This is a genomic window from Rhodocytophaga rosea (assembly GCF_010119975.1).
Lineage (GTDB): Bacteria > Bacteroidota > Bacteroidia > Cytophagales > 172606-1 > Rhodocytophaga > Rhodocytophaga rosea.
Genome location: NZ_CP048222.1, coordinates 4,801,134 through 4,824,228 on the forward strand (window position 1 = coordinate 4,801,134; position 23,095 = coordinate 4,824,228).

A 23,095-nucleotide genomic window follows, 5' to 3' on the forward strand; every position below is an offset into this window, starting at 1 on the left:
ATAAAGTTTAATTTGAACTATTGCCAGAATAGATGAATAATCATGCTATTCCTTGAAAGATAATTTTTTTTAGGCAGATATGAAACTGTGAATCTTTGGAATAATAAATTTTTATAAGGCCGAAAGCTGTACAAACTAACTTTATTGTAACTATTGAGTGGATTTATCTCTTTTAAATAAGAACCTTATATAAACAAAAAAACCTCACTATTTGGCAGATAGTGAGGTTTTTTTAAGCATGAAAATTATTTAGACAGATAGATTCAGGTTCTCCAGATACTTGTAGCCGCTGCCGGTATTTACAATTACTACTCTTTCTTCCGGATGAATCCAACGGGATTGTACCAGTTGCTTAAATCCTTGCCAGACGGCTCCTCCTTCGGGTGAAACCAGTAAGCCTTCTTCTCTGGCAATCTCTTTAACGCCAGCTATAATTTCTTCATCGGAAATGGCAAGTGCGGTTCCCCGGCTTTCTTGTAATACTTTTAAAATTAAGGAGCCTGCATAAGGTTTGGGTACCCGGAGACCATTGGCTACTGTAAAAGTATCAGGATACAGATCCGTATGTTTACTGTTTTCGGTGAATGCTTTTACCACAGGTGCACAATTGGCCGCCTGTATGGCTACCATCCGGGGTCTTTCCGGGCCGATCCAGCCTAATTGCTCCATTTCATCAAATGCCTTCCACATACCGATCAAACCAGTGCCACCACCAGTTGGATAAATGATCACATCCGGAAGTTCCCAGTGCAGTTGTTCAGCAATTTCATAGCCCAAGGTTTTTTTACCTTCTATCCGGTAAGGTTCCTTAGTAGTAGATACATCAAACCAGCCATGAATAACCGTTTGTTCCCGTACCATCTGGCCGCAGTTATAAATATTGCCATCCACTAAAGTAACGTTTGCTCCAAACAACCGGCATTCCTGCTTGAATACATCCGGTGTTTCTCTGGGCATAAATACATGAGCTTCTATACCAGCCTGCGCACAATAGGCGCTCAGGGCACCTCCGGCATTTCCGGCTGTGGGAATGGCACAGGCTGTAATTCCGAGTTCTTTGGCTTTGGAAACAGCCATACTCAATCCCCGTGCTTTAAAAGAACCAGTTGGGTTATTAGATTCATCTTTAATATACACTGTATAACCTCCTGCCTTTCTGCCCAGATGCGCTGTTTTAAGCATGGGGGTCATTCCTTCTCCCAGTGATATGATATTTTTATCGGACAATAAGGGCAACATTTCACGGTAACGCCACATAGTAGCTGGCCGGTGACGTAAATATTTTCTGTTGAGCCGCCGGCCGGTATTATAAGCAGCCAGTAAAGGGTGCTGGCAATCTGGTTTGCGGCATACTGTTGCCACCTGGTTTTTATCGTAAATTTCTCCACATGCGGAACATACCAGATGCGTAAAAAGTGTATTTGTGCCGGTGGCCTTTAACCGGAGAGGATATGATAATTCTAACATAGCTTAATTGAATTAGAGTAAATATCAGGAAACTAATTTTATTACAGATAATGGAAGCCGTTAGTAACGTACAATGAGCGCTGAAGTTGATAACTTATCAGGTAAACGTTTTACCTTTCAGTTCATCCGGCTATGATGTAACATAGTTATATACGTATATCCGGGAATATTGTAAACATAATATATAGCCGCAAATTTCTTGCCCGGAAAATAGTTGCTGCTGGCAAATTCAGCTGTAGATTACATAAAAACTTAGCGCTAAACAAAAATATATGAGCCATCGAACTATAAGTAACCTGATGGCTTAGAAACTACATTGTTATCCGCTTTAATCAGTTTCCATGTTCTCAACTTTTAATAATTAATGGCTGTTATTGAACTCCAGACACAGATTGCAGCTCCGATAGAAAGATGTTTTACCCTGTCGCTGAGTGTGGATGTACATACGTTATCTACCGCTCATACCGGAGAGAAAGTGGTAGGCGGTGTTCGCACTGGTGTTATGCAGCTGGGAGAGCATGTCACCTGGCGAGCCAGACACTTTGGTATCTGGCAGGAGCTCACTTCAAAAATTACGGAATATCAATATCCCACGTATTTCTGTGATGAAATGCAAAAAGGCGCTTTTAAAAGCATGCGGCATGAACATCATTTTTCTATACAAGGTGACCACACCCTCATGACTGACCTGTTTGAATTTGAATCTCCTCTGGGTGTTCTTGGAAAGCTGGCCAATACCCTTGTACTCTATACATATATGCGCAATCTGCTGACGCAACGGAACGCTGTTATCAAATCTATCGCTGAAGGTGAGCAGTGGAAAAACTTACCGGGTATTAGGTAAATATTTATTCTTATTCTTCATATTATTTTCTGCTATAAGCCTTTAGTAGTATTCGATTATAAAGCCTTCACAAAATTTTTTTCAGGCAATTGCTTGCAAATCAAAAATCATATCTTACATTTGTAGTGTATTAGTTATGTAGTACACTAAAACAATAAGCACAATGGTAGAATTAAAGGACATACATTTCCGGTATAAAAAAGGCAGGGGTCTGTTTTCGGACCTGAACCTGACTTTAGCACCAGGATATATTTATGGCTTGCTGGGAAAAAACGGAGCAGGTAAATCTACGCTGCTCAAGCAGATTGCCGGACTGTTGTATCCAGACAGCGGTGAGTGCCTGTTAGATGGATACAAAACAAGTGAGCGTGATCCAAAAATGCTGGAAGACATCTATGTAATTCCGGAAGAGTTTGAATTGCCCTCCGTTACGCTCGATGTATATGCTAAAAGAAATGCGGTTTTCTATTCCAAGTTCAATTATGATCAGTTCAGAAAATACCTGCAGGAATTTGAATTGCCCGAACACATGAAGCTTTCTACTTTTTCCTATGGCATGAAAAAGAAGTTTCTGATCGCTTTCGGGCTGGCTACTAATGCAAAAGTGCTGATTCTGGATGAACCGACCAATGGGCTGGATATTCCTTCCAAGAGCCAGTTCCGCAAAATTATGGCTTCTGCCCTGGACGAAACCAAACTCATTATCATCTCTACGCACCAGGTACGTGATCTGGAAAACCTGATTGATTTTGTAGTGGTATTGGAAAATGGACGCATCATTTTTAATCAGAATATTGCCCTGATTTCCGAAAAATTAGCGTTTGAGCACAACTTAGCAGGCGTACCGGCCAACGAAATCCTGTATCATGAAGACATGCCGGGACGCAAAGCAGGGATAACCAGGAACCACAGCGGCATCGATACCAGAGTAGACCTGGAATTGCTTTTTAACGGAGTGATTAAAGATACAAAGGTGATTAATGCAAATTTTACAAACTAATTGAACGATGAATCAAGATAATTTCAATATCAACAGGCTCTTTAACTTTATCCAAAGGCAGGTGTCCCTGAATTTGCCTCCCATGCTGATAGCAGCCGGAGGTATATTCGGCCTATTGCTGGTGGTATCTTTATTTGTAGCTTACTTCGATCCCCGAGATATAAGAGAAATCAATAGCTTTTATCTGACTGTTTTCTTTATTGGCGGCTTTATATTTACCAGTCGGATTTTTTCAGAGCTGAATTCTCCGCAGAAAAGCTATTTCTATCTCACTTTGCCGGTTTCTACCCTTGAAAAAGTTATAGGTTCATGGGTGCTATCTTCGCCGGTATATGTAGTGGTGTTTTCAGTTGGCATCTTTATCATATATCTGATTACAGGTTTGGTAGCTGGCGGAAATCATGCTTCTATTCCGGATATGTTTGACAAGCATTATTTTCAGTCAATGGGTGTCTATATGGTGACACAAACTGTCTTTTTCCTGGGTGCTGCTTATTTCCGGAACTATAATTTTCTGAAAACTTTGCTGGCACTGTTCGTTTTACAGGTAATCATAGGTTCGTACAGCGGTTTGCTTGGCTGGATGCTGTTTGGCAGTAAATTACAATCAGAGGATTTCTCGGGAGGTTTCCAGTATTTTGTTGAGTATACAATACCACAAATTGCCCACGTATTATTCTGGTATTTGCTGGCACCGTTCCTATTAGTTGTTTCATATTTCAGTTTAAAAGAAAGGCAGGTATAAATGGAATTCAAAGATAATCAGGCTATCTACTTACAGATTGCCAACCATTTTTTCGAGAATATACTTCAGAAGAAATGGAATAGCGGGGAAAAAATCCCTTCTATCCGGGACATGGCTGTACAATTTGAAGTTAACCCCAACACTACCATGAGAACATTTAACTATCTCCAGGACAAAGGCATCATCTTTAACAAAAGAGGCATCGGCTACTATGTAGCAGACGATGGCTACGAAAAAGCCAGAGCGCTGAAAAAAGAGCAGTTTGTAAATGAAGACCTTGCCGGATTTTTCAGAAATATGCAGATGCTGGGTATTTCATTTGAAGACCTCAAACGGTATTACCACGAATTTTCTAACGGCAATCATAACTAAGCGTATTCAGCTAAACACATGAAAACAAGTAATAAACTTATTCTGGGATTTCTGACTTTGATCCTGATTGCGATTACCGTTTTTGTAGCGGTAGCCAAATATTATCAGTACGCAGATACGGTGACTGGCAATGGAAAAAACACATCGAATGTAAGGCAGGTCACAGATTTTAACAGCATTGAGGTAAGCGGTAAAATTTCAGTAAATCTCACACAGGGCGCACCAACAAAGGTGGAAGTGAAAGGAGATGAAAACCTGATTGTCCTGATCCGTACAGAAGTGTCAGGAAACCAGCTCCGTATTTACACCAAAGATAAAATCAACAGGCAAACTAAGATTGAGGTAGACGTAACCGTTCCGAATATTGAATCGCTGCATTTGTCTGGAGGCGCAAATATACAGTCGACGAATGAATTGAAAGGAGAGGAGTTAGCATTGAAAACTTCTTCCGGAAGCCAGGCTACTTTAGCTTTACAATACAAAAACCTGACATCAGATTCAAATGCCGGGTCTATTCTGAAATTAAGCGGACAGGTGGAGGAAGCCAGTTTTGAAGCTTCGGCCGGTTCGATTATCAACGCTTTTGACCTAAATGCCCGTAAGTGTTCGGTGCAGGCAAATGCCGGTTCTATGACCGAAGTGAAAGTGTTAGATCAAATTTCTGCAGATATCAGCAGCGGAAGTTCACTTACCTATGATGGCGAACCTGCGGTACGGGATGTAAATGCATCATCGGGAGGTATGATCAGAAAAAAGTAGTTGAGGCTGTTTCCACACAGACGGAACGCAGTTTCCGTCCTGTAAGTTTCTATCAGATATATATGAGCGGAAGCAGCCTGACACATTTGTAATACTGATTTGTTGTTGGTAGTTGTTGACAAACCATTATATGTTGAAAGCAATCATGTAAAAGTAAAATGAGGATAATAAATCATCACTTGTACCTGGATAATGAGTTGAGCTTAGGTTCTCTATTGATGCAGGTCACTGAGAGACTGAAACCAGTGTTAATCTTAATCTTACACTAAAATATTATAGATAAGTGGAACAAGATATATTATCCACACAACAAAAGTTGTTTTAGAATAATATTCAAAATTCATTACTTCCATATTTAACATATCTGCCAATGGCTTATTCTTATTAATGAAAGCGTTGTGCTGGTTTTGTTTATTATTCATTGATTTATAGATGGAAAACCAAAGTAATCCAATAACACCACCTAAATAAGGAGCAATCAGCTGTAGTAAGATGACATTAAAAAAAACCTTGGATGGGAATGTATTTCCTAAGCTGAGACTATATATTGATCCAAACAAAACACTTGAAAGTGGAATAATTAGATAAAAAATTGTTTGTAGTTTAGCCTGTTTAGTAAGTAATATAAAAAATACATAGTTCAATTGATTATGGCTGATGTGATGATAAAAAGTGTAACATATTATCAGTTATCCATTTCTATTCTCCGTTTCTTTCACCATCCGGTACGACATATAAGCCAGTAAAGCGATCACAATACCAATGGCAACCCAGATAAAAAGTTTATTTGTAAAAAAGGTAGGGCCTGTTTCCGTCGGCGTTACATTTGAAAGAGCAATTGGCAACCCAGTCTGGATTAGCGCAGCATCAGCCGGAATCTTGTCAGTAAAATAAGTGAGATCATATTGGGGTGCCGGGCGGTCCGGATCATTAAATTCCAAATGGTAGTTTTCTCCTGAGCGTAAATTTGCCAGTAGATAAGTATTTAACTGATAGGCACTCACACTTGCAAACTGCAAAGGCGGATTATCGGCATTATCTATCACCAGGAAGAATTCCTCTGACCATTTACCTGATATAGGTATATTATTCACATGGCTTGAATTCAAATCAAATTCCCGGATCACCTCAAAATACTGTTTCTTTTTTCCTCTCTTTCCTTCTACAGTTTTATATATCCCCAAACGGGCATGCCGCAGGTAATAAGCAGGCTGTGAGATATTCAATTCCATTTTATCTATATACGCAGGCTCCGGCAGCGAAATTTTTACATAGGTTTGCTTTCTGCTACTGCTGTCCTGCACCTGAAAACTCAAATCCGGGATAGGAGTATATTTTCCATTTTCGGCATAGGTATCATAATAGCCTGCTTTCAAAATATTGATGGGTATACTTAAAGAATCATTAATATCCAGTTTATAATAGGTATAATCACTCAATGGAAAGTTCAGAATTTTCATTTCTGCTGTTTCCGAAGTACTATTAGCCGTTTGTAACAGATAATTATCTGCAATAATATACCAGTGAGTGGTATCGTCACTGCCGCTTAACCTGGCTCGCTTCTGTACTGCCGTATTTTTAATAAGTAAACTCAGGTTATTAATTCTGGTGTGGGACGTATTTTCTACGACCAGCGAAGTACCAGATTTTTCACGTGTCGTTTTACTTAGGATGGTATATTCCTTAAACAAGGTTTTGTACGAAACAGGCTTTTCTTTTACCAGCACATAGGGCGTTTCCTGCCCTTTACCGGTATATAAGCGTATATCTGTGTAAGCTTCATTGAGATGACCTGTAATATAGGGAGAAAGGTAAATCCGGTAGTAGTTGTTTTCAGGAACTTCGTTTACCGCTGCTTTAAATTGGAAGTGTTGCCCCCAACTTAGGAATGGCAGTATGATTCCCAACAATACGCCTATCTGGTTTATTATAGCACGTTTCATTGTTTTGTAGGCTCCTCTCCGGATGCTGCATTTTCATCAGCCAGAATAATCCTCTTCAGGTTTTGATACATAAAAGAAATCACCAGCAACAATACACCCAGTGAGATAAAGGCTGCAATTTTTCCGCCTTCCGAAATACCGCGAATATCATAGATAAACAGCTTAAGCAAAGTAAGGGTGAATAGACTCAATGAAATAATGCGCAGATCTTTGTTTTTTTGACGTAACCCAATAAACATGAGCGTAAAAGCACATATACCCCATAAAATCGGGAAACCTACTTTGGCAGTTTGGGTGATCAAACTATTCATTCTACTTACCATGGCTTCCTCCGAAGAAACCGCTGTACCAGACAAATTAAAGTAGATCACATGATAGAGCAGTTCAGCACTGGCGATATATACAAGCACTGCACATAAGAACCATAGCAATAGGGTAGAAACCACCTGGATGTATCCGTCAAATATTGTTTGATGCATAAACCCATATATCACCAACATAGCCACCGCAATCAAACTCAGGTAATGAAAAAGAAACCCAATAAATTCCTGCTGGCCATATATAAAATGCATACGCAGTAATGCCATAACCGCCGGGTTATACACTGCCAGATACAAGACAATGCCAATTAAACTCAGCATAAGGACATAGGTAAGTGTAATACCTTTTTGTCTGCTGTAGAAATACACACCATTAATAAAAATCAGATTGTAACAACCCAGTATAATGGTACGGCTCTGCCCGGAATCAATATAGGTGAGAAGCTGGTAGTTAAGTTCCAGCAGGCCTGTCAGGTAAATAGTTAGACCCAATACAATCTGTAGTACCTGTTTGTAAGGCAGAATTTCTAATTCAAAAATGGTAAAGTCGACAGGTTCGGTTTGCTGGCGGAGCAGACGTAAATTGGCAAATAAGCTGATAATGGCAATCAGGCCGGTAATAAAGGCTTTATTAATTAATATTGGAAGAGGATGCACAATAGCATCTGCGGTGTAAATGTTTCTCCAGTCCATCACCAGGCTGATCAGCATTAACCCGGTTACAAGCACCGAACTGACAGCAACCAGCTTTAACCCGGATTTTTGTGATAACCAGAGCAGCAATACAGCTTCCAGTGCCCAGAACATGGTAATATAATTGCCTTCCAGCTGTACTGGCACCGCCAGACTGATAAAAGTAATGACCAGTCCGATCAGTAAAAAGATAAGATTGCGGTCTACGTTGCGGTTTTTGTATAAGACGAAAGCAAATATACAGTTGAACACAGCCACACATACGGTAAACAAACCTTGATACAATCCGCCTCTGATTTCTGCTAAAATCACCATGCCTGCTGAATAATACAAAAAAGTATTGCTCAGTAAAATAGTAATTTCTGCCGGTGCAAATTTCGTCTGCCGTCGGATGTTGTTAATTACATTCATCAGAAAGAATACAATATAGAACAAAGTCGCAAACAGCAGCGCACCCTGCAAAGGAGGATTAGCAACCCCAACTACCTGAGTTTCCAGCCATCCGCCATAGAGAATAATAGTAAACACATAGGCAATCCAGTTGATAATATTCCATTTTTTCAGATACGCCAGCACCAGCATTCCTACATTCAGGATCAGAATATATGTGAAAAGTACCTGGTAATTGCCCGAACCAGTACTTAACATAAAAGGCGTAGCAAATCCACCCAGAATAGAAAGTACTGCCAATTCTACCCGGTTGTAGGAAACAGATAATACAATAGAGAAACCAGTAATAATCACCATCAGCACAAATGCGGCAGTCTGGCTGAAAATCTGGTATTGATGGAAAGCAATAGCGATGGTAAAATACAATACCGCCAGACCGCCGCCAACCAATACGGAACTAAACGCAGCAAATTTGTGCCGGAGCCTGTGAGCCAAGCCGATTAAGATGCCGCCAGCCAGAATGCCAATGCCTACCCGTCCTATTTCATTGATCCATTCTTTATCAATCGCAAACTTTACAAAGTAGCCTATTCCCAGTACCAGAATAGCAATCCCAATTTTATTAATTAGATTTTCGCCAATGAATTTTTCTAAATCCGGATTATTTTTCAGGAAATTCTCAAAGAAAGAAGGCTGCTCTTCCTCTACTTCAGGTTGCGGAACCTGCGGTGGTTTAGGCACGGATTCCAAAGCTGGTTCTGCTTCCAGCCGGGATCTTTTCTGTAGTATTTTAACTATTTCGGGTTGTGGTTCAGGAAGAATAACTTTCTCTGGTTGCACTATTGCCGGTGGTATATTGATTTCCGGTATAATTATTTTCTTTTCTTCCTGTGAAATGACAGTACTTTTTCTGGATGCTTCAATGTCAGATCTAAGCTGGCTTAATTCCTTGAAGAAACCATCTAAACGGTAATTAGTTTGCCGGGTCTGGTCAGAGAGTTTGTTGCCCAGCCAAAGTACCATACCTATCAGCACAACAAGTAAAAATATTTCCATTTCGGGTTTAGTTTTATTTCACTTCAAAAAGTCAGGTTTGGCTCATGCAAGTTCAGCTAAAAATACCTTAGCCGGAAAGTCATATGTACTTGCTAAATAGATTTGTTCTCAAGTTAACAGGCCAGGACCAGCATCCAAAAACCAGGCTTTTTAAGGGATGTAATGAATGAAAGGTTGTAAAATAACAATAGCCGCTTTCGATTGTATCAACAAAGGCGGCTATTGTTAAAAATAAAAAATAAATTCTAAAAAAAAGTAGCAATGAAGGAGTTTTTGCGTACATTTTCATAAGAATTGTGAAAGCAATTCATAATGCAAAAAGTGTATATCAATAAAGGCTTCTGTTTCTGACAGAGGCTTTTTTTATGTGTGAAAAGTACAATCAATCTTAGGAATGCTAAGATATACTTTTAACAGTAGCTTCAAAATAAAATGCTGATTTTTTTGTAAAAACTCTACTTCATTTAATTTCGTCTCTTCAATTCACTATTGAACAATATGGCTTATTAGCCGGATTAATTGGAAAGGTACGTATAAATACGTATTTTGTAAATAATACGTATAATAGTGTAACTTATCTATTCATAAATAGTACAATTATGAATAAGGAGTTTTTAGTAATTTTATATTTTTTTATTAATTTTTTTATATCTATGGCCTTCTATGTAAGAATCGAGGATTTAGAAGGTAACATCAAATCGTATTTTAGATTTGAAGATGAACTTAAAGCGTACATGTTTTATGATATTATATGTACGAGTACATCTGGTAAGCCTGCCAAAATAAAACTAATGGACAGTAACTTTGTTGTATTGGAATCTGATCAGGATTTAAATAAACCCATGGATTATTAATATTTCCCCAGATTTGAAGGGATAAAATACGTCTGTAATATCAGTTCAGCTTGTCATAGCTATTAAAATTGTTGCTCTATTCAACTTATACATTACAATAGTCAGGATTTATATATTGCTTATATAAATCCTGACTATTGTAATGATGTTAAATGAGATCAGATCTATTTGATTTTGGAATAATCTGTAGGAGCCATATAGACAGATTCTACCTTTTCAGTTAGCGAACCATTCACTTCAGATGCTTTTTTCGCTTCTATCCAGGTAGGATCTTCCCGGAAAGCTTTAAAGGAGGCTTCCCCAGATTCTTTGCTCTTATGGGCCAGTATATAGACTAGTGTATTGGGTTCAGCGCCATCTTTACCTAGTACTTCCCAATAACCAATATTGGTCATGCCATGCTTTTTGAAAAGCTTGATCGTATGATTGCGGAAGCGGGCATGCAGGTCTTTCAGTTTGCCGGGAGGACAAGTATAGGTACGAAGTTCAAAAGTACGGAGCTCCTTTCCTTTGGAAGGGCCAATTTTAGGAGAATAATCTACGGCATTCATAAAAGTAGATTCTACCTTGGTTACAAGTTTGCCATTTACTTCGGAAGCTTTCTGTACTTTTTGCCATTCAGGGTCACTTCCAAAATCTTTCCATGCTTTATCACGGGCTTCTTTGCTGGGGTAGGCTAGTACATAAATCAGTTTATTATCCGGATTATCCAGTGGAACCCAGTAACCAATATTGGTCATGCCATGCTTTTCAAAAATTTTAGTGGTATGATTTCGGAAACGGGCTTGCAGGTCTTCAAGTTTGCCAGGAGCCGCATAATAAACACGCATTTCATAATAGCGCGAGTCATTGGCAGCCATCGCACGAAGTGCAAAAAAGGAATCTATAACGCCGGCTATTGCCAGTATAATTACAGATTTACGAAAAAGGTTAGGGTGCATGTCGAAAAAATTATAATAAATTTATAGTTTGACTGACAATAATACAAATTAACTACTAAAATAAGGAGAATGACAGTGAATATTTATGCAGTCTAGCCTGGGTTTTATAAAAATCGCAGAAAGGAATTATTTAAAACTATGCAGGTATAAATTAATATATTATTTTGCAGATTATGTTATCCAAGTCCTGACAGCAGGCGTTAAATAGACCTAAATCGTATTTACCACTTTCACCATACTATCATCATCCATGTCAATACCAAATCCTGGCTACGACCCAAGCGAAATAAAAAAAATAAAGGAAGCATGCCGCCAGCAAAACCAGTCTTATATCCTTAATGAAGAAGAACCCCAAGGTGATGAATTTGCTCATTTCCTATTTACAGGTACTTATGAAGGGCAGGAAGTAATTTTTGATTCGGTATTATATACCTTACGTTTGCATCACAGCAGTGTATTGTATGAAATGGCAGAAGACAAAACAGCCGAGCAATTTCCCAATTATACCCGCTGGGATTTTGAGGAAGATGCCAATGGAGAACTTGTTCTGCCAGAAGGGCTGGATGAAGAAGCAGAAAATTTCAAAGCAGAAGTAATGGCTGAACTGGAAGATTCAGATGCTGTAAAAGTAAAAGAATACGTAAATATAGACACAGATTTCGATTATGGTGTTGCCCTGGAAGCCTGCCTGCATGTAGAAGAGGTAACGGGCGAAATTATAGAGAAATTTGTAAATGACTTTAAATCAAACAGATTAGTGCTCGATACTACATTGTATTCATTCAAACACGAAGAAGAGGAAGAAGATTAATTTGTGATAGATAGGGTAAGGAACGCCATAAAGAATTTATATAGTTTTTATCTGTTACCTGAAATTTTTATTATACTTTTTCGTTATCACTGAAATAATAATGAGTGTATTGCGTTCGCTGCCAATTGTTCACCTCACATCTGCTATTATACCAGCTTTATTTCTTTCATTGAATATATTTAATTCTTAACTAAAACTCACCCGGCTTGCAATAATGTATATGTATGCCAGGACTTATAAATTTGTTTGTGAATACTACTTTTGCTTATTTACTTTCTCGTCTCATATAATTAAATTAATTTGTAATGACACAAAAAATCCGATTCGTAGATACCGGAAAATCTGAGTTTTTTGCTACCGTTCGAAAGCGTGTAGATGCCTATTTCAAAGAAAATAATATCTCCAAAAATGCCAATGCTGCCATGTGGGCTAAAACTACATTCTTCCTGGGCGGCCTGGTTATTATATATGCACTTATTATTTCCAATCAATTCAGCCCGTTAGTGATGTTGGGCTTAGCTGTACTACTGGGTATGTTTGCGGCTTTTATCGGATTTAATGTATGCCATGATGCCATTCATGGTTCATTCTCAGCCAATCCCAAAGTTAATAAAGTTTTAAGCCTGGTTTTTAACGTAATTGGTGCCAATGCCTATGTGTGGAGTATTACCCATAATGTAGTACATCATACCTATACCAATATTCCCGGTCATGATGAAGACATTGAAGTAGCCCCTGGCCTGATCCGTCTCTCACCAGATGAAAAGGTTACCTGGATGCAGCAATACCAGCATTTGTATGCTTTTTTACTATATGGGTTGGCTTCCCTGTCCTGGGTTTTTAGAAAAGATTTTAAAAAATTCTATCAGAAAAGAATTGGCCAGTATGACAATTCTACACATCCGAAAGGCGAAGTTTTCAATTTGTTTTTCTTCAAAGGCGTGTATTATGTGCTTTTCTTAATCATTCCGCTAATTGTGCTGGACATTACCTGGTGGCAATTCCTGATTGGTTTTGTAGCCATGCACCTGGCTGAAGGCTTGGTATTAGGACTGGTATTTCAGCTCGCACATGTAGTAGAAGGAACAGAGTTTCCATCGCCCGATGAAGAAGGAAATATAGAAGAGGCCTGGGCTGTAGTGCAGATGCGGACTACGGCTAATTTTGCCCGTAAAAGCTGGCTGGCCAATTTTCTGTGTGGGGGCTTAAATTTTCAGATTGAACACCACCTTTTTCCCCGGATTTGCCATATTCATTATCGTCCGGTATCAGAAATTGTGAAAAAAACGGCTGAAGAATTTGGTTTGCCATATATAGAAAGCGAAACTTTTGGCGGTGCTATTGCTTCTCACTACAAAATGCTTAGAAAATTCGGAAAAGAAGCCTATCAGGAATCTATTCTTTCCAGAAAGAATGCGGCGATGGTGGCAAACTTAAATGTCTGAATGTGACATGCCGATAATTATTGCATTACCAGAGTATAATAGTATCAAAACTTTTTATTTGCCAATTTATTATTCTATCTTTGCGGCTCACAATTTTATACAATGCAAAAAGGAATAGTAAAATTTTTTAATGAGACGAAAGGGTTCGGATTCATTAAGTCAACAAGTTCTAATCAGGACATTTTTGTACACGTTTCAGGTCTGATCGACGAGATTCGTGAAAATGATGAAGTAACTTTCGAAGTACAAGAAGGCAGAAAAGGTTTAAACGCTATTAATGTTAAAATAGCTTAATCATACATCCTGATTCTTTACAAAGCCCCGGAATGGGGCTTTTTTGTTTTCAGGCTGTAGGTGATATACATTTAATTTTGCTTTTTTTCTTATAAATTAAACTCTTTTCAGAAATATTTGAATAAAGTTGCAATAACGATTAATTTTGACAGACAAAAATAGTAAAGAACAGATATGGCTGAAGTTATTAGAATGCCCAAAATGAGTGATACCATGACAGAGGGTGTCATAGCCGCCTGGCATAAAAAAGTAGGAGACACGGTGAAGTCTGGAGACGTGCTGGCAGAAGTAGAAACCGATAAAGCTACCATGGAGCTGGAATCCTATGAAGATGGTACCCTTTTGTATATAGGTCCAAAAGAAAAAGAATCTGTTCCGGTGGATGGCATTCTGGCAGTGATTGGGCAAAAAGGGGAAAGTTATGAAAACCTGCTGAATGGCAACTCAGACAATGGAAGTAAGGCAGAAGCCTCTAAACCAGCAGAACCTGCTAAAGCAGAGCCTGTGAAAGAAGAACTGAAAGCCAAACCAGCGGCTCCCGCTACACCTGCTGCCAACGTGAAAGCTAATGTGATCCGGATGCCCAAAATGAGTGATACCATGACTGAAGGCACCATTGTGGCCTGGCATAAAAAAGTAGGAGACACGGTGAAATCCGGAGATTTACTGGCAGAAGTAGAAACTGACAAGGCCACCATGGAGCTGGAATCCTATGAAGATGGTACCCTTTTGTATATGGGTGTTCAGCAGGGAGAGTCGGTAATTGTAGATGGAATTCTAGCGATTGTAGGTGAAAAAGATGCCGATTACAAAGCTTTACTCCAGCAACCCAAGCCTGGGGAAATTACAGATTCAGATAAAGAAGTTGAAAAGATCAAACAGGAAACCACTACGGCTGGCCCTAAAGTAGAAGGAAGCAATGTAGCACCTAATAACAATAAAGCACCCGGTGCTCCTGTGAGTGAAACCAAATCAACTGTTCCGGCAGGTGGAAACCAGAGTGCTGCAGTTGTTGAAGAAAATGGAGCAGAGGACGACCGGGTTAAAATTTCACCTCTGGCCAAAAGATTAGCCAAAGAAAGAGGAATTGATATTAGGCAGGTAAAAGGTTCGGCTGAGAATGGAAGGATTGTAAAGAAAGATATTGAATCATTTGTGCCAGCGGCTAAACCAGCTCCGGCTCAGGAAAAAGCACCAGCTAAACCTGCTGAAAAACCAGTATCTATTCCTGCAGTAGTAGGGGAAGAGAAATTTGAAGAAGTGGCTGTTTCGCAGATGCGTAAAACCATCGCCCGCCGCCTGGCAGAAAGCAAGTTTACAGCCCCTCACTTCTACCTCACCATGGAGATCGACATGGATAAAGCAGTAGAAGCCCGTCAGAGTATGAACGAATATTCACCAGTGAAGATTTCTTTTAATGATATGGTGCTGAAAGCTGCGGCAGCAGCCTTACGCAAACATCCTAAAATTAATTCTTCCTGGCGTGGAGATAAGATCCGCTATAACCAGCATATCCATATTGGGGTAGCAGTCGCTATAGAGGAAGGATTGCTTGTGCCTGTAGTGCGCTTTGCAGATAACAAATCTCTTTCTCAGATTGCAGCCGAAGTGAAAGACCTGGGAGGCAGAGCGAAAAACCGTCAGTTGCAGCCGTCAGAATGGGAAGGAAATACATTTACTATTTCTAACCTGGGTATGTTTGGAATAGAAGAATTTACAGCAATTATTAATTCTCCCGAAGCGTGTATTCTGGCAGTAGGCGGCATTAAACAAACACCTGTAGTGAAAAATGGAGAGATTAAGATAGGAAATGTAATGAAAGTAACTCTTTCCTGCGATCACAGAGTGGTAGATGGAGCAACCGGAGCTGCTTTCCTCCAGACCCTAAAAGGCTTGCTGGAAGACCCTGTAAGAATACTGGTATAGTTATAAATGAGCGATTGAGTGAATGAGTCAGTATTTATAAATTGCGCTCATTCACTCAATCATTCATTCATTCGCTTAAACTACTGGCGCTGTGCCGGCATGGTATTTTTTAAGAAGAATATCATCGTAATCATCAGCATAGTTTCCGATGCGGTTGAGCATGGCCATCGCTTCGCCTTCGCTGAAGTTATCTAGTTCACGAACGGTTTTAATATAAACCCAGTTTTCAAACACAGTCATACCTACTCCATATAATTTATGGTTAATTTCTAAGATTTCTCTGTAGAAGGCTTCTTTATTAAATTTAGGAATCTCAACTACCGGAGCCATTGCCTGAAAATAGCCATATGCTTCACCTTCCTGCTGCCACACATCAATCCATACTTTGGCTGAACCTTTTTTCAAATCCCATTGTCCTGGTTTTTCACCCCGGCAGGTTGCCGGATCAGCACCCAGATTGCGGATGCAGTTTTCAATCATCTGATAGTAGTAGTCAATTTTTTCCATAGATTAACACTTTATTAGTATACAGTTTATTTAAAATAGGGGAAATAAAGTAACATTACCAAAAAGGGTCAGATGAATAATTTACTAATTTTATCAATTTGATGTAATTTATCAGGCCCGTTCAAACGGTTTTTTTAACGTAATTGAAATTTTATATGAATAAGATACATGCCACCACCGTACTTGCCGTACTCCATAATGGGGAAGTAGCCATAGGAGCCGATGGGCAAGCTACCATTGGAAATACAGTTGCCAAAAGCAATGTAAAGAAAATCAGGAAGTTACTAGATGGTAAGATTCTGACTGGTTTTGCAGGCTCTACTGCTGATGCCTTTTCTTTGCTGGAACGCTTTGAAGAAAAGCTAACAGCGTATGGAGGTAATATGAAACGCGCAGCTATCGAACTTGCCAAGGACTGGCGCACGGATAGATATTTGCGCAGACTGGAAGCTATGCTCATTGCAGCAAGTAAAGATGAGATCCTGGTTATTTCGGGTACTGGTGATGTACTGGAGCCGGATAATCAAATTGCTGCTATTGGTTCGGGTGGCATGTATGCCCAATCGGCTGCTCTGGCGCTAAAAAAACATGCACCTCAACTTTCAGCGGAAGAGATGGTGCGGGAAGGTTTGCATATTGCTGCCGATGTATGTATTTACACCAACCACAACCTGGTTATTGAAAAACTCTAATACCCTATTTGCATTTTCTAAATATGCTTATAGTGAGAGAATACTACCATAAAAATAAAGCCCTGCACTTATAATGTAGGGCTTTATTTTTATGAATTGAGGGATAATTATTTATTAGGATTACCGATACCTAGCAATTCCATTTCGAATATTAATGCAGAATTAGGGCCAATATCAGCACCAGCGCCTCTTTCACCATAGGCTAGTTCTGCAGGAATATACAATTCCCACTTAGAACCTACTTTCATCATTTGGAGAGCTTCTGTCCATCCGGGAATCAACTGGTTTGCCGGGTATACCAGGGGTTGTTTACCTACAGAAGTGTCGAATACTTTTCCATCCAGGGTTTTACCAGTATAATTTGCTACTATAGTATCAGTAGCTGCAGGAGATGGGCCGGTACCATCTTTTAATACTTTATACTGCAAACCGCTGGCGGTGGTTTTTACTCCTTCTTTGCTTTTATTCTTAGCCAGAAAATCTTGTCCTTCTTTCAGGTTTTTATCAGCCTTTTTCACAGACAAGTTCTGGAAATAATTTTGTAATAACTGGTTGGCTTGGGCAGGGTTTACTTTCAGCGAGTCATTGCTGAATACGTCCTGAATGGCTTGTACAAACACCTCAGCATTGATGGTATCCATTCCTTGGCCTTTGATGCTTTGGCCGATACTTACACCTAAACTATAGCTGACGGTATCTATTTCTGATTTTAAAGAGATGTCTTTGTTCATACTTTTCTGAAGATTGCAGGAAGCTAATGCGCTTAAGCTAACTCCTGCAAAGATGGCTAATTGTTTAACGTTCATTCGGATATTAATTTTTTGAAGCGCAAAATTACGCTTTTTATTTGATTCTCAACCTCCAATGAGAAATATTATAGCAATGCTGCCGGAGAGAAATAAACGGGAAATAGTAGAGATAATTATTTATAAACAGAACAGTAGAGGAAGAAAACTTTATGCCATAGGAAACAAAACAGTTATTGTAGTTCCATCGTCTATTCTGGATTCAATATCTAATTTGCCTTTATGTAATTTTATTATTTTATCTGTCAGGGAAAGGCCAAGGCCATGTCCTTTAATATTTGAAGAATTATCGGCTCTGTAGAAGGGCTCACGTACATGACTCAATTCTTCCTTCGAAATTCCTATTCCTTTGTCAATGATTTTTATTTTCAAGTAACCTGGTTCTTCACCTAACCTTACGGTTGCTGGTAATCCATTGGAAAATTTACAGGCATTATCTATCAGGTTGATCAGCGCAGATTTTAAGAGGGTTTCACTTCCTACAATCGTAAGCTTTTCTTCGTCCTCTGCGAGCAGGTCATATTCAAAAGAAATCTGATAATGATGCTTTATTTCAGTGAGCGCTTCAATTGACTCTATCAGTAATTCATCCAGCCGTAAGGGATTAACAGTGATTTTTTTGTTTTCAAGATCCATTTGCGCCAGTTCAAGCAGATCATTGGATAATTTACTCAGGCCGTTCACATCTTCTAATATAGATTGTAGCACTTTTTCATACTCTTCCCCTTTTCTTTCCTTTAATAAAGCTACCTGAATCTGGCTTGTAACTGAAGTAAGAGGCGTTCTCAACTCATGGGATGCATTGGCAACAAAATTTTTCTGTATATGAAAAGCCGTTTCTAAGCGTTCCAGCATTTTATTGAAGATAATAGCAAGATTAGCAATCTCATCTCTGCGGTTTCCTTCCCCCAGACGGGCATGCAGATTACTGGCTGAAATATTATTTACATCTGTTACAATTTTTGAAATAGGCTTCAATGCCTGGCTGGCAAAAAGCCATCCGGCTGCTATGGTAATGGCTACACTTATAAAAAAAACGAACACCAGCACATATTGGAGATTTCTTAATTTACTTAATCCAAAGGTATCGGTGGCAGAAGCAACTACTATGTATCTTTTATATTTTCCAGGATACAATAATCCAATTACTTCTTTTTTTGCTTCCCTATAGTATATTTCATTATCTAACCGTATCTGATTTAGTAAAGCCACCGGAATTGAATCGCCATTTTCCTCTTTGCTATTGTAAATTTCTTCGTTCAGATAATTATAAATGATTACTTTCTCTTCCGGCAGAGAAATGGTGTTTCTGTTGATCACTTTCAGCAATGTATTATCCACTTCGTCTACGTCGATAAGAAGCTTAGCTATATTCAATGCTTTATCTTTCAGCCTGGAGCTAAACTCGTTTTTTCTGTATTGTGCGGATGAGAAGTAAACAGCCAGAGAAAACATTAACAGAATGGAGGCAACAATGAGGGCAAACTGGATGGCTAATTTCCTTTTTATATTCATGCTTATTCCCCTTCTTTCATAATATAGCCCATTCCAATGTGTGTATGAATTAATTTCGGAGAATGATTTTTGTCAATTTTCTTTCGTAAGAAATTAACATATACCTCAATTACATTGGTGCCAGTATCAAAAGTATGGTTCCATAGTTTTTCGGCTAAGTCAACTTTTGAAATGATTCTGCCTTTATTTTTCAGGAAATACTCTAATAGCTGGAATTCTTTAGCGGTCAGATTTATTGTTTCGCCCCCTCTGGTTACAAGCTTAGTATCCATATTTACTTCAAGATCAGCAATTTTTAGTACATGCGTTGTGCCGGAAGCAGCCTCTGCACTTCTTTTCAAGAGTGCCCTGAGCCTGAGTAGTAACTCTTTGAATTCAAAAGGTTTTACCAGGTAATCGTCCGCACCGGCATTAAACCCGGTTTCCTTATTTTGCAGGGAACCCAGGGCGGTGAGCATCAGAATGGGGATTTTTGAGTTAATAGCTCTTATTTCTTTGCAGAGGTCAAAGCCATTTATTTTAGGCAAATTAATGTCGAGGATGATGGCATTGTAAGCATTGGAAACAGCCATGGTTTTGCCGATGGCTCCATCAAATGCGATTTCAACCATGTAATAATTGTCTTCCAGTCCTCTTTTAATCGAGTTGGCTACTTTTGCTTCATCTTCTATTACCAATATGGAAGAATTCATCATAACCGTATTTTTTAATCAGATTTAAAATTAGCCCTGTCCTTTCCAAATTAGGAATCATTATGAGCTTAAATCTTACTTTGATACCTCTTCTTTTTTTAAGCCCGTTTTAAGCTCTTTTTAATTTCCTTTTAAGGTGAGTTTAAGTCCGTTTTAAGCCTGCCGCTTTAGTTTTGTATCATCAGAAATCAAAATTTTAAATAACATGAACCAGTCAAATAAAAGAAATGCAGCTGTTGTTATTGGCGCTGCCGTCATACTTGCCTTGCTTATAAGCACGGTAACAGTATTGTATAAAAATTCACAACTGAAAGAAGCCATGAACTATGAAAAGCTTCATGCGGAAAAACTCCTTTCTGAAAAGCTTTTGCTAAACAAACAAATAGACGACTTCCGAAGAGAAATTAATTCATTAATGGGCAAAAATAAAGAGGCTGATATATTATTAGAAAAAGCAAAACGCAACTTAACACAGAAGGAAGCTACTATTAATGGACTTACCAAAGAGGCAGCAGATGCCAGGCAGCTAAGAAAGCAACTCACTGACATCAAAAAAAGCAGGGAAAACCTGTTGGCTGAGCTTCAGCAATTGCAGGATGCAAAGCAGGCACTGAATACGCAGAATAAAGAACTTCAGGATAAAAATGAAAAGCTTGCTAAAGACAATAATACCTTATTAGCTGAGAACAAAACGCTCACAGAAAAGCTGAAAGAAAAATCGTTTGCCGGATCGAATTTTAAAATTGAGGTAATTAAGAATAAGAAAGACAAGCTAACGGTGAAAGCCAAGCGTACAGAGAAAATAAAGATAGAGTTTGAAGTAGCAGCCAACAGCTATCCGGTAGAATCCAAGTTTATACATGTCGATCTTTTATCACCTGAAAAATCATTGCCGGCTGGCGAAACAGAAGTAACCGTAGAAAATCAGGCGAAGCTTTCGGCTAGTTTGACTGACAATCTGAGTGGGGAAGAATCGCAGAAAGTCCTGATACAGTATACGCCTAAAGAGAAGTTAAAACTTGGCGTATACACAGTTCTGGTTTACCACAAAAATACCTTCCTTGGCAAAGCCCAGTTCAGGTTGATGAAATAATATTCAACTGTCAGACCTTCATAGTTGCATAAGAAGTTCTGATAAAAACATGAATCAAAATCAAAATCTAAGAAGCTAGAAAGGATAATTCTTTTCTGGCTTCTTGCTTTGGGAAATTATAGGTTTTCCATTTGTAGAATTACTAAAGGGGTATGGAATGAAAATCAAAACACAAATATTTTTACTTTTTCTGCTGCTCTCTGTTTTTTTAACCAGCCTGTTTGCCGTTACGATCTATCACTTTACCAAAGCGCTGGTACTGAAACAAGTAGACTCTCACCTGGAATCTGTTTCTGAAACAAAAACCGCCCAGCTCAGAAATATGATCGGAAATATTCATGAAATGTCTAGTTTTCTTTCTAAAAACCAGGCTATTATCAAAGGAGTAGGAAAAATTCAACAGGATATGCAGCCCAACGCAGGCAGGGAACTTTCCATACATCTTTCCCAGTATGTGATTGATATTCTCAAATTCAGAAAAATTTATATTCTCGATACGCTGGGCAGTGTGGTGGCCTCATCCGATTCGAATATACTGCACAGAAATTTATCGAGGACAAGTGCTTATTTGAAAGGCAAAGAAAGTATAAATCAGATTATTGGGTTTTTCTATGATGCAGATCATACCTTGTTTTTAAAGGCTTCCGATTTAATTATCAATCAGAAGAATGAATGGATAGGTATTGTAGTAATTGACCTGAATGCAGATGAATTTTTAGAACTGGTAAATGACTATACCGGCCTGGGAAGAAGTGGAGAAACTAATATGGCCATGGCACAGGGAGAATATGCGCTATACATGACTCCTTTAAAATTTGATAGAAATGCAGCTCTAACCAGAAAAGTTAACCTGCATGATAAAGAATATGCCATGAGCCTGGCGTTAGATCAGCAAACTGGTTTCCAGGAAAACGCAATAGATTATATGGGCCATCATGTAATTGCTTATACTAGATACTTGCCAGAAACAGGCTGGGGCATCGTAACAAAAATAGACAAGGAAGAAGCTTTAGTCGGGGTATATACCTTACAGCGCATCCTGTTGATGATCAGCCTGTTTTTTATAGGCACTATATTTATTGCTTCTTTTTTTCTGGGCGGATATATAGCCAGGCCTATTGAACAACTGATTGAGCTTACAAATAATGTGAAAGAAGGAAATTTCAAACCTAAAATTACTATATCAGCTAAAAGCGAGCTTGGAACATTGGCGAATTCTTTTAATGAAATGACCGAAAAGCTTGAGAAAAAAATGGATGACTTAGATAAGTTCGCCTATATTGTATCACATGATCTGAAATCGCCCCTTAACACCATTACTCCTTTGATGGAATTGATCCAGAAAGACAGAGAAACCATTTTAAGTCAGGAAAGCAAAAGGATGATGAAAATGGCCGAAGACAAAGCCATTCAAATGAAGGAACTTATAGACCAGGTACTGCTTTCGGCTACAGAAGATTCTTTACAAAAGGAGGTTATCAATACCAACCGCTTGCTCGACCAGATACTAGAGAATCTGAACCCGCCAGCCCATATTTCGGTATATGTTCAAAAAAATTTGCCTCCTATGCGTTATCATAAGGTTTCATTATTACAAATCTTTCAGAATCTGATTGGAAATGCGATCAAATATATGGATAAATCTCAGGGAGAGATCAAGGTCAGCTTGATTAAGCAAAACAGCCATTACCTTTTCAGCATTCAGGATAATGGCCGGGGTATAGAAAGGCATTTATTAGAAAGAATTTTTGGCATATTTGAAAAAGGACATAATGAAGTGATAGAAAGCAGTGGCATAGGATTGTCCATTGTGAAGCGGATTATAGAAGAGAATAAGGGCAGGATATGGGTAGAATCAGAAGTAGGTATAGGTTCAACCTTTTATTTTACCATTCCTTTATCATAAACTCCTGATTTTTTGCTGTAATTC

Annotated in this window: 20 protein-coding genes; 12 read left to right on the plus strand and 8 right to left on the minus strand. The window is 38.8% G+C overall.

Annotated elements, in window-relative coordinates; genetic code table 11:
- Positions 1–249: 249 nt before the first annotated feature.
- Positions 250–1,467, minus strand: a complete 1,218-nt coding sequence (locus tag GXP67_RS19900; protein WP_162444747.1) for a threonine synthase — start codon at positions 1,465–1,467, stop codon at positions 250–252.
- Positions 1,468–1,831: 364 nt separating this feature from the next.
- Here GXP67_RS19900 and GXP67_RS19905 point away from each other — a divergent pair, with 364 nt between their 5' ends.
- From GXP67_RS19905 to GXP67_RS19925, 5 genes are all read left to right on the plus strand, one after another.
- On the plus strand, positions 1,832–2,311 hold the full coding sequence (locus GXP67_RS19905; protein WP_162444748.1) for an SRPBCC family protein: 480 nt from the start codon (positions 1,832–1,834) through the stop codon (positions 2,309–2,311).
- Between the two features lie 163 nt (positions 2,312–2,474).
- Positions 2,475–3,311 (plus strand): ABC transporter ATP-binding protein, encoded by an 837-nt coding sequence (locus tag GXP67_RS19910; protein WP_162444749.1) that lies wholly within the window; start codon positions 2,475–2,477, stop codon positions 3,309–3,311.
- Positions 3,312–3,318: 7 nt separating this feature from the next.
- Positions 3,319–4,056, plus strand: coding sequence for a hypothetical protein (locus GXP67_RS19915; RefSeq protein WP_162444750.1), 738 nt, complete (start codon positions 3,319–3,321; stop codon positions 4,054–4,056).
- Complete coding sequence (locus GXP67_RS19920; RefSeq protein ID WP_162444751.1) at positions 4,057–4,428, plus strand: GntR family transcriptional regulator; 372 nt, start codon at positions 4,057–4,059, stop codon at positions 4,426–4,428.
- An 18-nt stretch (positions 4,429–4,446) separates the two neighbouring features.
- A complete protein-coding gene (locus GXP67_RS19925) occupies positions 4,447–5,187 on the plus strand; it encodes a head GIN domain-containing protein (RefSeq protein WP_162444752.1) in 741 nt (246 codons plus the stop codon).
- A gap of 689 nt (positions 5,188–5,876) precedes the next feature.
- Here the strand turns inward: GXP67_RS19925 and GXP67_RS19930 are convergent.
- From GXP67_RS19930 to GXP67_RS19940, 3 genes are all read right to left on the minus strand, one after another.
- Positions 5,877–7,130, minus strand: a complete 1,254-nt coding sequence (locus GXP67_RS19930; protein WP_162444753.1) for a hypothetical protein — start codon at positions 7,128–7,130, stop codon at positions 5,877–5,879.
- Positions 7,127–9,589 carry a DUF2339 domain-containing protein gene (locus tag GXP67_RS19935; RefSeq protein WP_162444754.1) on the minus strand — a complete coding sequence of 821 codons (2,463 nt, stop codon included), beginning with the start codon at positions 9,587–9,589 and terminating at the stop codon, positions 7,127–7,129. The genes GXP67_RS19930 and GXP67_RS19935 overlap by 4 nt, the downstream gene beginning before the upstream one ends.
- Before the next feature lie 1,018 nt (positions 9,590–10,607).
- A complete protein-coding gene (locus tag GXP67_RS19940) occupies positions 10,608–11,384 on the minus strand; it encodes an NIPSNAP family protein (protein WP_162444755.1) in 777 nt (258 codons plus the stop codon).
- Between the two features lie 250 nt (positions 11,385–11,634).
- Between GXP67_RS19940 and GXP67_RS19945 the strand changes: the two genes are divergently transcribed.
- The 4 genes from GXP67_RS19945 to GXP67_RS19960 all read left to right on the plus strand — a co-directional run bounded on the left by GXP67_RS19945 (position 11,635) and on the right by GXP67_RS19960 (position 15,860).
- The gene (locus GXP67_RS19945; RefSeq protein ID WP_162444756.1) at positions 11,635–12,195 is read left to right on the plus strand and encodes a single stranded DNA-binding domain-containing protein; all 561 of its coding nucleotides are present in this window, start codon (positions 11,635–11,637) and stop codon (positions 12,193–12,195) included.
- A gap of 305 nt (positions 12,196–12,500) precedes the next feature.
- Positions 12,501–13,640: a fatty acid desaturase family protein gene (locus GXP67_RS19950; RefSeq protein WP_162444757.1), complete on the plus strand. Its 1,140-nt coding sequence runs from the start codon at positions 12,501–12,503 to the stop codon at positions 13,638–13,640.
- Positions 13,641–13,742: 102 nt separating this feature from the next.
- Positions 13,743–13,934 (plus strand): cold-shock protein, encoded by a 192-nt coding sequence (locus GXP67_RS19955; RefSeq protein WP_162444758.1) that lies wholly within the window; start codon positions 13,743–13,745, stop codon positions 13,932–13,934.
- Positions 13,935–14,108: 174 nt separating this feature from the next.
- Positions 14,109–15,860 carry a pyruvate dehydrogenase complex dihydrolipoamide acetyltransferase gene (locus tag GXP67_RS19960; RefSeq protein WP_162444759.1) on the plus strand — a complete coding sequence of 584 codons (1,752 nt, stop codon included), beginning with the start codon at positions 14,109–14,111 and terminating at the stop codon, positions 15,858–15,860.
- A 75-nt stretch (positions 15,861–15,935) separates the two neighbouring features.
- Here GXP67_RS19960 and GXP67_RS19965 read toward each other — a convergent pair whose 3' ends face one another.
- On the minus strand, positions 15,936–16,367 hold the full coding sequence (locus GXP67_RS19965) for a YbjN domain-containing protein (RefSeq protein WP_162444760.1): 432 nt from the start codon (positions 16,365–16,367) through the stop codon (positions 15,936–15,938).
- A gap of 155 nt (positions 16,368–16,522) precedes the next feature.
- On the opposite strand from GXP67_RS19965, the gene hslV reads away from it, so the two are divergent.
- On the plus strand, positions 16,523–17,059 hold the full coding sequence (gene hslV, locus GXP67_RS19970) for an ATP-dependent protease subunit HslV (protein ID WP_162444761.1): 537 nt from the start codon (positions 16,523–16,525) through the stop codon (positions 17,057–17,059).
- Between the two features lie 107 nt (positions 17,060–17,166).
- On the opposite strand, the gene GXP67_RS19975 is transcribed toward hslV, so the two are convergent.
- The 3 genes from GXP67_RS19975 to GXP67_RS19985 all read right to left on the minus strand — a co-directional run bounded on the left by GXP67_RS19975 (position 17,167) and on the right by GXP67_RS19985 (position 20,075).
- Positions 17,167–17,865 carry a BamJ family beta-barrel-assembly machinery protein gene (locus GXP67_RS19975; RefSeq protein WP_162444762.1) on the minus strand — a complete coding sequence of 233 codons (699 nt, stop codon included), beginning with the start codon at positions 17,863–17,865 and terminating at the stop codon, positions 17,167–17,169.
- A 150-nt stretch (positions 17,866–18,015) separates the two neighbouring features.
- Positions 18,016–19,380 carry a sensor histidine kinase gene (locus tag GXP67_RS19980; protein WP_162444763.1) on the minus strand — a complete coding sequence of 455 codons (1,365 nt, stop codon included), beginning with the start codon at positions 19,378–19,380 and terminating at the stop codon, positions 18,016–18,018.
- A gap of 2 nt (positions 19,381–19,382) precedes the next feature.
- Positions 19,383–20,075: a response regulator transcription factor gene (locus GXP67_RS19985; RefSeq protein ID WP_162444764.1), complete on the minus strand. Its 693-nt coding sequence runs from the start codon at positions 20,073–20,075 to the stop codon at positions 19,383–19,385.
- A gap of 202 nt (positions 20,076–20,277) precedes the next feature.
- Here GXP67_RS19985 and GXP67_RS19990 point away from each other — a divergent pair, with 202 nt between their 5' ends.
- The gene (locus tag GXP67_RS19990) at positions 20,278–21,165 is read left to right on the plus strand and encodes a DUF8428 domain-containing protein (protein WP_162444765.1); all 888 of its coding nucleotides are present in this window, start codon (positions 20,278–20,280) and stop codon (positions 21,163–21,165) included.
- Between the two features lie 157 nt (positions 21,166–21,322).
- Positions 21,323–23,071: a sensor histidine kinase gene (locus GXP67_RS19995; protein WP_162444766.1), complete on the plus strand. Its 1,749-nt coding sequence runs from the start codon at positions 21,323–21,325 to the stop codon at positions 23,069–23,071.
- Positions 23,072–23,095 lie beyond the last annotated feature (24 nt).